The following is a 13,081-nucleotide window of genomic DNA, read 5'->3' as shown; positions in this document are numbered from 1 at the left end:
GCTACCCCGGCAACCGGCGGCCGTCGAGCTTCCAGGCGTTGTTGCACCCACGCCCGTCGTCGCGCCATGCCGTACAGCCGAGGAAGTCGCCGTATTTTCGGCTTGTCGTGCGCCGGATATGTCCTCGGCCGCACGGGCACCGATCCCCCGCCGAGCGGCGGGAGTGGTTGCGCGTCGGCGCTTTGCCAGCGCTCAAGAGATCTATGAGGGCGTTAATGAACCCCATGCCCAAGTTTAAAACGAGCACTTAGAGCCCGATGTCGTAGCCGGTGTCGGTGCTGTGTTCGCGGGTGTGTGTTTGGTCGCGGGCGCGGTCGAGGTAGTCGTGGAGCCAGCGGTTTTGTTCGGCTTGTTCGCGGGCGTGGTGGTCGGTCCAGGCTCGGTAGGTGCCGCGGCGGCGGGCGAGGTCATGGTCACGTTTGGCGGTGAAGCGGGCTACCCGGTCGGGTAGTTGGTCGCGGCCGGTTTGGGCGGCGACTTGGTGGACGGTTTGGGGTCGCTCATCGCGGCCGGTGATGGCGCGGACGAGGTCGGCGGCCTGGTGGGCATCGCCGCGGCGAGCCTGGTGCAGCCCAGCAGTTGGTTGGGCGTGTTCGTGGTCGCCTTCGCCGGCGATCTTGTCGTAGATGAATACGCGGTTCATTTCGATGCCGCGGGTCAGGCCGGTGTACAGCGTTTTGCGGTCGGTGCGCGCGCTGACGATGGGGTAGGCGGTTTGGCCGGTGTCGCCTTGTTCGGATTGCAGGGTGACGGCGTAGCCGTGGTGGACGTGCTGGCGTAGATAGTCGCCGGCTATCACGGCGACCGCGTTGTCGGTGGTGCGCCGGGCCCTGACGCGGGGCCGCTCCTCGCGGGTGTCGACGCGCTCGACGATCCAGCGTTGCCCGTTGCGAACCTGGGAGGCGAGTTTGGTGTCGAGGCGGCCGCGTTCGTCGGGGGCGGCCCAGACGGGGATGTCGGTGGTGTTGTGACGGGTGACGACGAGGTCTCCGACCCCGATCTGGTGCCCGCGGGCGCCGGTCACGGTCGGCGCATCCGGCGCGACGCGATCGTTGTGGATTTGTTTGTTGAGCGCGTCGCACAGTTCCCACTTGTCGGGCATGAGTAGGGGGTCTTTGCCGGCGGCGACGTCAGCGCGGTAGGCCTGGAGCGCGTCGGCGGCCATGGTCACTTCGTCGCCGCAGCGCAGCCGGTCGTGGTCGCGGTACCAGGCGATGGCGCGGCGTAGCGGGTTGGGGCCGCCGTTGCGCAGCGCCAGCGAGGCGGTGCGTTCTTGCGGGTCACGCATCCGCCAGACCTCGGAAAGCCGTTGGGACCACGGCAGATCGTCGCAGAGTTGCTCGAACATGCCGCCGCGTTTACGCACCGGAGACAGCTGATGCGCGTCCCCGACGAGCAGCGTTTTCGTCCCCGCGGCGGTGGTGTAGGTGAGCAGTTCGCGAAGCTGGTTGTTGCCGATCAAACCGGCTTCGTCGACGACCACGACGGCGCGGTGATCGAGCGTCAACCGCCCGTTGCGCAGCTCGATGAGCGCCTTATCGACGGTGTAAGCCTCGTCGCCGGCGCACTCGTTTTTCGCGATGTCCACAGCGCGGCCTTGGGGCGCGAGCACCACGACCGTGCGCCCGGCGCGGTTGGCCGCGGCGCGCAAGGCTTTCAGCGAATGAGTCTTGCCGGCGCCGGCGGGCGCGGCCAGTGGCTGCACCAGCCACGGGGATTCGGCCAGCGCCGTCACAGCCCGCCTCTGGTCCGCGGACAGACCTTCGGTGTCGGCCGCACTGACCCGCACACTCGCGCGGTCATCGCGCGCGTCGACCATCTTGAGGATGTCCCATTCCTCGAAGAGCACCAGGTCGATGGTGTAGCGGACGTGGCCCTCACGGTGATGGGCCTGGCGCTCTTCGCTGACCCGGATCGCGATCTCCTCGACCGCGGCTTCGATCTGTTCACGCGGGCTGCGGTCGTCGACCTCGACGGGGAGTTGCGCGCCGATGATTTCCACCAGATCGGCCCGGGTGAACGCCGCCTTGTCGATGCTGGCGGCAATCTCGACGATACGACGCCGATCAAATACCTCAGGTGTGGCGCGGCGCTTCTGGCGGGCCTGGTGCCACAGCTCGGGCAGCTGGTCGATCCGAACGCCTTTTGGGTCGGCGTGCCACTGGTCCTCTAGCTCGGCCCACGGCAGCGATTCGGGTTTGCGCGGCCGGGTTGCTTTCTGCGCGGCCGCCAGCTGCGCTGGGGTGGGTTTGCCGTCAACCAGGGTCAGGTTGTCGTCGGCCCATTCCCGCAACTGCGTGCTGCGGGACGAGTGCGCCTTGATCACCTCGGGGTCGAACCCGATCAGCTCGGCCATGCCGGTGTGCGGATCGATCGGCCCCCACTCCGCGCCGATCGATTGCGTCAGTACCCGCCGCGTCGTGGCCTGATAAATCACCCCGCCGGCCTTGGCTTCATGCCACAGCTGGTCACTGTCGAGGGCGGCGAGTTTTCCGTCTGCGCGGGGCTGTTTGTTGGGCACGATCACATGAGTGTGCAGGTGCGGATCACCCGCCCGCGACGTCTCATGCTGATAGGCCGCGGCCACCAAACCCGGCAGCCTCTGGAGGTCTTTTTTCCCGGTCTCGTTGTTGTGCACGCGGGTGTAACCAGCGTGCTGATGAACGTATTCGAGGGCCTCGCGCACGCCCGCGTTGTGCGCCTCCAGGACCGCTTTTTGCATCACGTCATCGCCGTACGCCCGCAACAAACTGACACTTTTCGGCGCGCAGAACGTCAGATCGAACCCGTGGTTATCACCCTCGGCGAACCGCCGCCCACGCGCCCCATTCGGCGCGATCCCATCGTCGAGCCAACGGGCCACAGTGTCCAAATCCGCCGGCCCGCCGACCCGGTCGGCATCCGATAACCCGACCGCCTCGGCCGCCTTACGGGCATCACCGGCCACCAGCCACACCGGAGTCCGGGTGTCATGTTCCCCGTAGTACTCGCCCAGACCCCCGTTTGCTGCCGCACGGTCCTTGGCCGCCTCCCCGGCCTGGCGGGCGGTGTCGTTGTAGTAGTCGATCGACCAGCGCTTCAGCGGGGAAACCGTCAGCATCGCCACCGCCCAAAATCGCCTGGTCCCGACCCCAGGCGGGGCCAAGGTTCAGCACACCGCAGGTGTGCTGAACCAATGCTTGCACAAAATGTGCAAATGTGCCAACGTATTTTAAAGCTGGTAGGCTAAGTAGCTGGTAGAGGATGGCAAGGTAAGCGGGGAGTAAGCAGCCGAAGGGCTGCTATAGACAGCAGCGAAGCTGCTGATAGGGGTAACAGGACCACGGGATACAGGAAGGTCAGACACAGGAACAGGCGACGATTGCGAGTGGTAGCCGATAGGAGGGTGGGAACGGGCCGGTGGAATCCGAGCTTGCGGCGATGTGGGCCTACGTGGATGCGCGGAGTCGTCGGCTGTCACCAGCGGACCGGCGCGCGGTGCGCAACGCGATCGCCAGCAGTGTGCTGGAGGGCTGTCAGCCCACACCGGCATCGATCGATCTGCTCGTCGAGTTCGCGTCTGGTGCGATCACCATCGAGCAGTACCGGGCGCGGGTGCTGGCGGATGTGCATTCGCAGCGCCAGCACGACGAAGATAGCCGATCTAACTAGTGCGGCGGCGACCCTCCTTGAATGCACCTCTATAGGTGTCCTATGTATCGCGTTTTGGTTTGTGGTGTTGGCGCGGCGGCGTGTCTGAAGCTGGTGTCCGAGCGGGGCGGGTGGTTGTGGTGCCCAACCGGATGGTTGGCGTGCCCGACTGCCGTGCGGCGGTATAGCTCACGGTTGGGCGTTCGTGTCGCGGCTCACGGTGTCGGGGCGCGGTGTGCGTCGCTGGCGTCCGATGTCGGCCAGCACCGCGCGGGCGGCGGCGTGCCCGGGCCCGGACAGGGCGGCGCGCCCGGCGGCGCGCGCTGCGGCGGTGGTGTCGCGTGCGGCGAGCTGGGCGGCGATGCGTGCGCGGTCGGCGGCGAGCTGGGCGGCCTCGCGGGCTTCGTCGAGGGCGGCCGGGCGCTCGGCCAGGTTGTCGCGGCCGTGCCAGGCCAGGATCGCACCGAGCAGGCCGATCGGCTTGTACGGGCTGTCGGGGACGATGCAGCGGTGAACGCCGGCCCAGTCCGTGATGAGCGCGTTGAGGTCGCGTGGTGTCCAGCCGTGCCGGGCCGGGCCCGCCAGGATGGTTGCCCATGCGTCGGCTGTGTGCCGCTGAGCCCACGGCGGGGACTGCGAAGCTGCTCGCCATGTCCGCGCCAGGGCCGAGCCCCCGGTGTCCGGTGCTCGGCGGCGCGTCGCGCCGCGCTGCCGGCGGCCCGTAGGGCTGCCGGGCGGGGTAGTAACCACTCCCTGACGGGAGTTTGTATCTTTAACGGGACCGCTACGCGGGTGGGGTGACAGCCGACGTATCAGCCGGTTGAGCTGCGGGTGGTCGTGCAGCGCCCACACGCTGGCCCAGCCGCGGCCGCGGTCGCCGACCCGCCAGGAGGCCAGCCGCTCGATGCGGGAGCGTTGGCGGCCGCGCAGTACCTCGGTGGCCACCCCGAGCAGGCGCAGGGCGGTGTCGGCGCGCTGGATGGTGCGCACGCTGTAGCCGGTGTCGGCGGCCAGGCGCTCGTTGGTGGGCCGGCTGTTGCGGCCGGTGGCGTGATCGGCGTAGCGAGCGCGGGCCTCAGCGACCGCGAGCAGCGCTTTGCGGCTAATGGGGTTACCCGGCATCAGCGGCCGCACATGCGTGTCGTAGCGGCAGTCGTAGGCCACCGGAACCGTCCACGTGGCCCAGCGATCGCGGCGTCCAGTCCAGCACGGCACACCCGCATACGGGGCATCACCGAGCTCGAGGACGACCGCCGCCACAGCCGCGGCGGCGGATCGCCGGCGCCGCGCATGATCGGCGGCCGCCAACCGCGCCGCCCACGGCCGCGTCCGCACCACACCACGACGCGGGGAAGCGGCGGTGCACCCGCGATATACGCGGCCAATTTGTGAATGTGAAATGTCACGGTGCGCGTCCTCTGGAATCAGATTCGGGTATGCGCTACCGTGAGAGCTGCTAGGCAAAGCAGTCCCTTCGGGGAAGCGGAAACCCTCGGTGCCAGCCGGGGGTTTCGCCGTTTATTGAGCTGTCACATGTGCCCCTGCGTCATGTCGACCCAAGACACACGCGTTTTGACGCGGAGCGGTCGTCTCACATGGCCAGCGGTAGGACCTCCTTGTCGAGATGCCTTACGAGGTCGGATCTTCCGACGTGCGCTGCGATGACATCGGCCAAATAGCTTGAGCGATCAATCCCTCGGGCCGCTGCGGCCGCGTCTACGGCTTCACGCACCGCCACCGGGATGCGCATGGTGATGACATGACGTGGGCCGAGATGAACTCGGCCCGGTCGATTTGGTCCAGCCATGGCCTGATCCTGCACCGCTGAAATCTGAATTCGGCGCTGACACGCCGTCAGCGCGTGATCTTTTCGTGATCGATCAGGCCGTGCAGCGTGCGTCTGCTGTGTCGAGGAGGTCACGGAGGAAGGCGGTCAGGTCGGTGGTCGCGGTCACGGCGTGGTCGTCGAGGAAGTCGAGGTCGCCGGCGGTGTAGGTGTGGAAGTAGTCGCCGCGGATTTGGTAGCGGCCGTTGGGCAGTGGTGCTGCGTCCCAGATGCGGTCGTCGTCGACCGCCTGGTCGAGGAAGCGGGCCGGTCGGATATCAGTGGCGCGCTGAAATGGGCTGGTGGCGGCGCCGATCTGCTCGATGATGTCAGCGATGATCAGTTGTTCGGGTCCGGTGAGGGTGCGGCCGTTGGGGTCGTAGCCGAGGTACCAATCGGTGCGCTGGCACCAGCGCTGTGCGGCGGGCCCGCTGTGGCGTCGGCGTTCGGCCTGGGCTTTGGTGAGGCAGTGGTGGATGATCGCGCCGTGGTTATCGACCAGCTGCCAGCCGCCGTACTCGCGGTGCGGTAGCACCTGCCAGGCTGCGGGTGGGTTCGAAAAGTGCGCTCGCGCAGCGTCTTCGAATACGGCAAGACTCATAGCGGCGGCCCTCCGGGACGAATGCAAACGTTAGTCAAGACAGGCCTTGACCCTAGGTGTGTCCGATGGAGTAGTCAAGGCTGTCTTGACTTGTGTGATGGAATAACCGGTATGGACGAAGACGAGGCGCTGGCCGAGCTGGTGCGCGCGCATGCCGATTTGGCGCGCCTTGACGAGGAAAGCGCCGATGCGCGCGAGCGGCGCCGGCAGGCGGCGCGGCGTCTAGTGGAGTCCGGCCGTGGTACGACGTGGATTGCTGCCCAGTTGGGCGTGACCAAGCAGGCCGTGGATGGGTTTTTGCGGTACAAGGAGCGCAAGCAGCGGTAAACCCCGCCTGGCTGGCCAAGAGATAGATTTCTAGGTGCTTATCTCGTATATTGGGTGGTGCCTGTTGCGTTGAGCTTCAGGAAGTGAGCCCGAGACCCGGCCGGACGACCGCGGCGCTCGGGCTTCGCGATTTTTAGGGGCCTGGTTAGACGTCGCGGATAGCCGTGACAGCGGGGTTGATAAGCTTGCGCCAGTCGCCGCCTTTTGCCCAGCACCAGGCGATCGCATCGGGGATAGCCAGCAGCGCGTCAGTGTGTGATCGTTTGTGCTCGTAGCGCAGGGTGTCGCGGCAGCCGGCGGCCCTGGTGTATTCGATCAGTTTCTGGTTGTCGAACTTGACCATGGTTTCGTCCTCGTCGAGAACTATGCGTGCGCCGATGATGGTGGCGTGGTCGTCGATGAGGGCACGTAGACACGCTGAGCGCCGCTGGCGCTCGTTGCGATGCTGGGCTCCCGCGCGGTAGACGGTGGCTTGTACGCCGGCATCGACGAAGGCTTGAGCGATGGTGCGCTTGCGGCCGTCTTTCTCGTTCTTCATGTGCAGGTAGCGCTGTCCGGGTAGTAGCAGACCGCGCACCACCCGGCGCAGGGCGGCGAGGTCGGTCGTGACATGGACGCTGGCAACGAGCAGATAGTCGCGCTGCTTGGTTTCGTCGACGTAGATGTGGCGAACGGTCACGACATGCTCCGAGCGCTCAGGAGCGTCGCCGCGTGGTTTGTCTGGCGATGGTGCGTTTCTGGCTTCACACCGATTCTTGCCGTGAAGTCGGCCAGTTCACAGGCTGCGCGAGATAACCGGCGTCCCCGCGAGCGATTGAACTCGCAATGTCAACTTGAACTGGCCCCGGGGTGACGGTTTGAATTGGCCCCGCCTGGGCGGTTCTTGCGGGCGTGGGCGAGCCGGTAGGAGGTGGTACCGGTTTCGATGATCTGTCCGGCGAATGTCAATCTGTCGACGATGGCGGCGCATAGGCGCGGGTCGGTGAACGTCTTTGTCCAGGATGAGAAGGGTTCGTTGGAGGCGATAGCGATAGCCGAGCGCTCTTCGCGCTCGGTGAGGACTTGAAACAACAGTTCTGCGCCCCGGCGATCGAGCTGTAGGTAGCCCAGCTCGTCGACCAGGATCAGGTCGACCCTCCCGTAGTGGTTGACCAGTTTGTTCAGTTGTTTGTCGTCGGCGGCTTCGACGAGTTCGTTGACGAGCTTGCTGGCCAGGGTGTAGCGGACTCGGTGGCCGGCTTCGGCTGCCAGGGTGCCCAGTGCTATGAGTAGGTGGGTTTTGCCGGTGCCGGAGTCACCGATCAAGCACAGCGGGTTTCCTGCCTTGACCCAGGCGCAGGTGGCCAGCTGGCCGATGACGGCGGGGTTGATGGCTGGGTTGTCGTCAAAGGAGAACTCTTCTAACCGTTTTGGGCGGGGAAACCCGGCGTCGCGGACGCGGCGTTCGGCGCGGCGGCGGGTGCGGTCGTCGCATTCGGCGATCACCAGCTCGGAGAGAAATCCTAGATAGGACAGCTGCTCGCGCTCGGCAGCAGCGGCGATTTCGGCAAACCGGTCGCGAATCGTGGGCAGGCGCAGCATCCGACAGCCCTGCTCGATCGCCGCGGTCGCCGCCTGCTCGGTAACGTTGTGGCGCCGCGTCATGAGCTCTCTCGCCCAAGCAGGGTGTCGTAGTGGTCCACCGAGGGCAACGGTCGGGTATCGGCGGGCACGGCCATCGGGCGATGCTCGGCCAGGATCACCACCTGACTGTCGCGGTGGGTGCCGTCTGGACCGCTTAGCGCGCTGCGCTGTTCGGCGGCCTTGCGGGCTTCCAGCGCCACCACATCAGGGCTGGTGGACCCCACGGTGAGTGCCGCGGCGATGCCGGCCAGCACGTCGACGCGGTCCAGGTGGCGATGCAGTAACAGCACCTCGACGAGCGCTCGGGTACCTGCAGCATCGCCGTGGGCTTTGCGGGCGGTGGCCCAAAACGCCTCATGCTCGGCGGTGAACGCCTTGGAAGCGCGCGCTTGCGCTAGTGCGGTGGCTCCGGGCAGGGCGCCGGGCTTGCGCAGCAGGATCTCCAGATAGTGGTCCAGGTCAAGGACTTTGGCGCCCTTGCCGACGGCGCGTTGGTGGCGGGCCACCACCGTGTTGCGGTCATACACCGTGATCGCGGAGGCCGACAGTTTGATCCGCAGCCGATGCCCGATGAATCGGGCCGGCACACTGTATTGATTGCAGCGCACCATCACCTGGGCGTAGCGGTCTACTCGGGGCGTCAACGTCAATGCGGTATCGAAGGATTCAGCCGGCAGCGGGCGCAGCAGCGTCTTTTCGAATTCCCAGTCCTGGCCTACGCGGGTGGACCGGTTGCCCACCCGGCGGGCGTCATCGGCATCATCGGCTGCCGCCAGCAGCGCGTTGAGTTCGTCGATGGACTCCACCACCGGCATGGGTACGCAGTGGTTGCGGCGAAACCGCCCGCCCTCGCCTTCTACGCCGCCTTTTTCGTGGCTGCCCTCATGGCCGGGCTGGCAATACCAGGCTTCGAAACCGTAGTGGCTGCGAAACGCGATCCAGCGCTCATTCTCCTGGCGGGAGCGCCCGAACAGCACCTGTTTGACCGCGCTGTTGAGGTTGTCGTAGCGCACCTTGTCCACAGGCACCCCGCCGAGGCGGTCAAACCCGTAGACGTGGCCTTCTAGGAACGCCTCTTGCCCCTGGGTTAAAAACGCCCGATGCGCCGCGCGTGCCGAGTACGACAACCGCATGGTGAACAGTGCGGTCTTGGTCTTGACCCCGGCCAGAATCACCCACAGGTCATGAAAGTCCACCTCAGCCTCGGCCGCCGGCGGATGGGTCTGGGGCACATAGCCCAGCTCCAAGGGTTTGCCCGCCTCGGCCAGGATCTGCGGGCGGCGCTTGGCGACGTAGTCGCGCACCGTCGAATACGACAAGTCCACCGCGCCATGCTCATCGACGAGCCGCGCCAAGATCCGCCGAGCGGTATGGCGCTGCTTTTTGGGCGCATCCAGGTCACCGCGCAACATCTGGTCGATCGCCGACTTGAACGCCTTCAGCCGCGGCGCCGCCCGCTCGGGCACCTTGCGCTGCGGCGGCAGCGCTGACTCCAGCGCCTGACGCACCGTGCGCCGGTGCACGTGGTGCTTATCGGCCAGCGCCCGAATCGACATCCCGTCCACCCGATGATCGCGGCGAATCGCCGCAAACTGCTCCACCCGCGCACTCAACTTTCCAGCCTCGCCTTCGTGATCAGCGCTCCGGGCCATCCGGATGCCGACCACGCTGCGGTGGGGCCAAATCAAGCCGTCATAACCGTCGCGGCGTGTCGCAAACGTGGGGCCAAATCAGACCGTCACACCGACACCCCGCCGCCTCACAGATGGGGCCACTTCAAGCCGCCTGGGTTCTAACGGTGGTTGCAACACCTGATCTCTCAGGAGTTGTAGGTGACGGATTCGTCTCAACGCCACAAACCCGGGCCTGGCAAACCCTTGACCGCCCAGCGTGAACTCTACCTTCGGCTGATGAAACAGGGGCTGAACAATTCTGAGGCGTGTCGACGAGTCGGGATTCACCGCAAGACCGGTCAGCGATGGCGACACGGACGGCGCCACCGGGCCCGGGGCCGGGAGTATTACTACCGGCCGATCACCGTGGCACCGCCGACGGTGTCGGCGAGGTTCTTGTCCGAGGACGAACGCATCCGCATCGCCGACCTGAACCGGCTGGGCTGGTCAAAACGCGCGATCGCCCGCAAGCTCGGCCGAGATCCGGCCACCATCAGCCGGGAACTACGTCGCAACGCCGATCCGGTCACTGGCTCCTATCGGCCCTTCGCCGCGCACCGGCGCGCCCTGGGCCGGCGTCCGCGGCCACGACCGGGGAAGTTGGCTGGCGACGTTGAGCTGCGCACAATGGTGCAACAGCTGCTGGACCGGCGCTGGAGTCCCGAGCAGATCAGCCACGAGCTGCGCTGCCGCTTCCCGGACCAGCCGGAAAGGCATCTGGTGCCCGAGACCATCTATCAGGCGATCTACGTGCAAGGACGCGGCGGGTTGCGCCGTGAACTGCACCGGGCCCTGCGCACCGGGCGCACCATGCGCCGGCCGCGCCGCGGCGCGACGGCGTTGCCGACCGGCAAGATTCCCGGGATGGTGATGATCAGCCAGCGCCCCGCCGAGGCCACCGACCGAGCCGTACCCGGGCACTGGGAGGGCGACCTTATCGTTGGCGCCAGCCATAATTCGGTGATCGGCACCTTGGTGGAACGCTCCACCCGTTACGTGATGCTGCTGCACCTGCCCGACGGCGGCAACGCCGCCGCCGTCCGCGATGCGCTGATCACCACCTTGGGCACACTGCCGACCCAGCTCCGTCGTTCCTTGACTTGGGACCAAGGTAAGGAGATGGCCCGCCACCGCGAATTCAGCCTCGCCACCGATGTCGCGGTCTACTTCTGCGATCCGCACTCACCCTGGCAGCGCGGATCGAATGAGAACACCAATGGATTGCTGCGCCAGTACTTTCCGAAGGGCACCGACTTGTCAGTGCACACCGCCGACGATCTCTGCGCCGTCGCGGCCGAACTTAACACCCGACCCCGCAAAACACTGGACTGGCAAACACCGGCCGAACGCCTCGATAAACTACTCGCACAAGCCCATTGACCACCCGTGTTGCAACGACCGCTGGAATCCGCCCCGTCCCACTGGGGCCAATTCAGACTGTCACGGCCAATTGAACGTGTCGATGCGCATGCGGGAGAGGTTAACGAGGTGGCGTGCAGATATCGGGGCTCAGCGGCCGTTTTCGGTGGCTGATCAGGGCTTATGGCTCGAAGTGTGACTCCGGCCTGGCCCCACCATGCCCAGCTGGGCTCAGCTGGGCATGCGGTCGTTGTGGTCTGGTCTGGGGATTCCGGCTTTGTCGAGGTAGGTGTTGATGGCTTCGTCGACGGTGTCGGTGATGGCGTATCCGTGGGCCTTGATCCATTCCAAGCGGGCCAGGGTTCCTGAGTGCAGCTGCGTAGCGAACGGGTTTTTCGGTTTGCGCTGGCGGGCTTTCAACCGTACCGGCGGCTCGGGTGCTTTGTTTGCCTGATCGGGGGCTGCCATCGGCGCCGGCGGAACGTCGTCGTCCTGAGGCGGCCGGCTGGCCGGCGCCGGTTCCGGAGGGGCGTCGTCGGCTTTGACTCGTGCGGCCTCGGCGCGGCGTTCCGCGCGAGACAAGGGCCTGGTCGAGCCGATCTGTAGACCGCTGGGCTTTGCTGCGTTCATGCTGCTTGCCGCCTGGCCGCGATGCGTTCGGCCACCTCTCGGTATGCCACTGCGGCCGTACACGTCGGGGCGTGCACGTGAACGGGCACGCGCTTGCCCTTGGCTTCCACGACTCGCACGGTGTGCGGAATTTCGCCCAGGTAGGCGCCACCGGCGTCCCATTCGCCCCAGTCGGCGCGCAGTTGCTTGCGCACGTCCTTGCTGGCCTTGGGATTACCGTCGAAATCGGCCAGCAGCACATATCGGATTTCCACGTCCGGATTGAGAGTCTCCTGGACATCGAGGATTGAGTTGCCCAGTTCGACTAGGCCGTCGACTTCATCGGGGCCGGCCTTGAGGACCGCCAAGACGTAATCGGCGGCCGCCAGCGCCGCCGTCGTCAACTCCCCCAACGCCGGCGGGCAATCCATAAGTACGAAGTCGTAGCCTTCGATGTCGTCGAGTTGGCGCGCGAGTCGTAGTTGGCCACCCGATCCGAGACCGGTGCGCTCGAGCTCCTTGAGCGCAAGGTGGCCGGGCGCGACATCAATACGGAAGCGGCTGGGCATGATGACTTTGGCCAGCGGCACGCGCATCGCCCTATCAGGGTGCAGCACTTCGTACATCGAGGCATCGTCTGCGGCGAGCTCGATGCCGAGGCCCTTCGTGCTGTGCGCCTGTTGGTCCATATCTATCACCAGAATGCGAAAACCCATCGCAGCGAGATTCGCGGCAAGGTTAATCGTGGTGGTCGTCTTCCCCACGCCCCCTTTTTGCAGCGCCACCGCCACGATTTCACACCGATGATCTGCGGAAACATCCATAGCCAAGAGCATACCTCCTTACAAACAAGCATGTCTACATGCAGACTTACATGTCTGTATACATGTTTGCTTGTAAGTAACTCGGATTCACGTTGTGGGGAGGGCCAGATCAAGCCGGTGGTGGGGAGCTGTTTCGAGGCCCGGGCGGTCAGTCCGATTGGTTTCTCGCCGGGATGATCAGATCACCTGAGGGGGGAGTTATCGCCAGGCTTCCTCGGAGAGCAGAACGTCGATGTCGATCGCACTTATCGCCGCGCACAAGCGTGCGAGCTTGTCGCTGGCGTCCTCGGCGGCGGGGGAGTCGTCGTCGTGGGGAGTCACTTCGCCAGGTTACCGCCGTGCGCAGCTGCGGGCGGTTGAAGTCCAGCTAGATACCGATAGGCGGTGGCCCTGCCGATCCCGAATGCTTTGGCTAGTTCGGGCACGGGTTCACCGGTAGCAGCAAGCCGACGCAGCTGCTGTTGGCGTTCGGCAGTGAGCTTGGTCGGCTTCGTGGTGGGCAGACCGCGGGCCTGTCGGGATTGGCGTGACGCGGCGCGCCGCTCGCGACCTAATTCGAGTTCGAGTTCGGCGAGGGTGGCCATGATGGCTGCTATGGCGCGCCCGGTTG

At 65.9% G+C, this 13,081-nt stretch carries 13 protein-coding genes; 3 read left to right on the top strand and 10 right to left on the bottom strand.

All coding sequences use genetic code 11. The annotated features are described in order from the left end of the window. Positions 1 to 247: 247 nt before the first annotated feature. Positions 248 to 3,100, bottom strand: coding sequence for a MobF family relaxase (gene mobF / locus AWC03_RS16535; RefSeq protein WP_085241823.1), 2,853 nt, complete (start codon positions 3,098 to 3,100; stop codon positions 248 to 250). 320 nt (positions 3,101 to 3,420) lie between these two features. On the opposite strand from mobF, the gene AWC03_RS27010 reads away from it, so the two are divergent. Next, entirely contained in the window at positions 3,421 to 3,651 is a 231-nt protein-coding gene (locus tag AWC03_RS27010) for an antitoxin VbhA family protein (protein ID WP_142278417.1), read from the top strand. Positions 3,652 to 3,819: 168 nt separating this feature from the next. Here the strand turns inward: AWC03_RS27010 and AWC03_RS16530 are convergent, their stop codons facing one another. Both AWC03_RS16530 and AWC03_RS16520 read right to left on the bottom strand, forming a co-directional pair. After that, the gene (locus AWC03_RS16530; protein ID WP_249025901.1) at positions 3,820 to 4,968 is read right to left on the bottom strand and encodes a helix-turn-helix domain-containing protein; all 1,149 of its coding nucleotides are present in this window, start codon (positions 4,966 to 4,968) and stop codon (positions 3,820 to 3,822) included. Between the two features lie 542 nt (positions 4,969 to 5,510). Next, the gene (locus AWC03_RS16520) at positions 5,511 to 6,056 is read right to left on the bottom strand and encodes a hypothetical protein (protein ID WP_142278416.1); all 546 of its coding nucleotides are present in this window, start codon (positions 6,054 to 6,056) and stop codon (positions 5,511 to 5,513) included. Positions 6,057 to 6,167: 111 nt separating this feature from the next. Between AWC03_RS16520 and AWC03_RS16515 the strand changes: the two genes are divergently transcribed. Then, a complete protein-coding gene (locus tag AWC03_RS16515) occupies positions 6,168 to 6,383 on the top strand; it encodes a hypothetical protein (protein ID WP_036407463.1) in 216 nt (71 codons plus the stop codon). 145 nt (positions 6,384 to 6,528) lie between these two features. On the opposite strand, the gene AWC03_RS16510 is transcribed toward AWC03_RS16515, so the two are convergent. The 3 genes from AWC03_RS16510 to istA form a co-directional block, all read right to left on the bottom strand. Then, positions 6,529 to 7,062: a hypothetical protein gene (locus AWC03_RS16510; protein ID WP_085241809.1), complete on the bottom strand. Its 534-nt coding sequence runs from the start codon at positions 7,060 to 7,062 to the stop codon at positions 6,529 to 6,531. A 149-nt stretch (positions 7,063 to 7,211) separates the two neighbouring features. Next, positions 7,212 to 8,027, bottom strand: coding sequence for an IS21-like element helper ATPase IstB (gene istB, locus AWC03_RS16505; protein ID WP_085241808.1), 816 nt, complete (start codon positions 8,025 to 8,027; stop codon positions 7,212 to 7,214). Further along, on the bottom strand, positions 8,024 to 9,619 hold the full coding sequence (gene istA / locus AWC03_RS16500; RefSeq protein ID WP_142278415.1) for an IS21 family transposase: 1,596 nt from the start codon (positions 9,617 to 9,619) through the stop codon (positions 8,024 to 8,026). The genes istB and istA overlap by 4 nt, the downstream gene beginning before the upstream one ends. Positions 9,620 to 9,916: 297 nt before the next feature. On the opposite strand from istA, the gene AWC03_RS16495 reads away from it, so the two are divergent. Next, the gene (locus AWC03_RS16495) at positions 9,917 to 11,059 is read left to right on the top strand and encodes an IS30 family transposase (RefSeq protein WP_249025900.1); all 1,143 of its coding nucleotides are present in this window, start codon (positions 9,917 to 9,919) and stop codon (positions 11,057 to 11,059) included. Between the two features lie 210 nt (positions 11,060 to 11,269). Here AWC03_RS16495 and AWC03_RS16490 read toward each other — a convergent pair whose 3' ends face one another. The 4 genes from AWC03_RS16490 to AWC03_RS16480 all read right to left on the bottom strand — a co-directional run. After that, the gene (locus AWC03_RS16490) at positions 11,270 to 11,668 is read right to left on the bottom strand and encodes a hypothetical protein (protein ID WP_085241806.1); all 399 of its coding nucleotides are present in this window, start codon (positions 11,666 to 11,668) and stop codon (positions 11,270 to 11,272) included. After that, entirely contained in the window at positions 11,665 to 12,471 is an 807-nt protein-coding gene (locus AWC03_RS16485; RefSeq protein WP_085241805.1) for a ParA family protein, read from the bottom strand. The genes AWC03_RS16490 and AWC03_RS16485 overlap by 4 nt, the downstream gene beginning before the upstream one ends. Positions 12,472 to 12,669: 198 nt before the next feature. Then, positions 12,670 to 12,792: a hypothetical protein gene (locus tag AWC03_RS28135; RefSeq protein WP_276328777.1), complete on the bottom strand. Its 123-nt coding sequence runs from the start codon at positions 12,790 to 12,792 to the stop codon at positions 12,670 to 12,672. Continuing rightward, positions 12,789 to 13,081, bottom strand: a 293-nt coding sequence (locus AWC03_RS16480; protein ID WP_142278414.1) for a helix-turn-helix domain-containing protein, incomplete at its 5' end; no start/stop codon positions are given. The genes AWC03_RS28135 and AWC03_RS16480, both read right to left, overlap by 4 nt.

Origin of the sequence: Mycobacterium europaeum (genome assembly GCF_002102155.1) — a bacterium.
GTDB classification, from domain to species: domain Bacteria; phylum Actinomycetota; class Actinomycetes; order Mycobacteriales; family Mycobacteriaceae; genus Mycobacterium; species Mycobacterium europaeum.
This window is presented reverse-complemented; position numbering and strand designations above follow the sequence as displayed.

Excerpts from the sequence above, each read along its gene's own strand:
- mobF (WP_085241823.1), bottom strand. The coding sequence starts at position 3,100 with ATGCTGACGGTTTCCCCGCTGAAGCGCTGGTCGATCGACTACTACAAC.
- AWC03_RS27010 (WP_142278417.1), top strand. The coding sequence starts at position 3,421 with ATGTGGGCCTACGTGGATGCGCGGAGTCGTCGGCTGTCACCAGCGGAC.
- AWC03_RS16520 (WP_142278416.1), bottom strand. The coding sequence starts at position 6,056 with ATGAGTCTTGCCGTATTCGAAGACGCTGCGCGAGCGCACTTTTCGAAC.
- AWC03_RS16515 (WP_036407463.1), top strand. The coding sequence starts at position 6,168 with ATGGACGAAGACGAGGCGCTGGCCGAGCTGGTGCGCGCGCATGCCGAT.
- istB (WP_085241808.1), bottom strand. The coding sequence starts at position 8,027 with ATGACGCGGCGCCACAACGTTACCGAGCAGGCGGCGACCGCGGCGATC.
- AWC03_RS16495 (WP_249025900.1), top strand. The coding sequence starts at position 9,917 with ATGAAACAGGGGCTGAACAATTCTGAGGCGTGTCGACGAGTCGGGATT.
- AWC03_RS16490 (WP_085241806.1), bottom strand. The coding sequence starts at position 11,668 with ATGAACGCAGCAAAGCCCAGCGGTCTACAGATCGGCTCGACCAGGCCC.
- AWC03_RS16485 (WP_085241805.1), bottom strand. The coding sequence starts at position 12,471 with ATGGATGTTTCCGCAGATCATCGGTGTGAAATCGTGGCGGTGGCGCTG.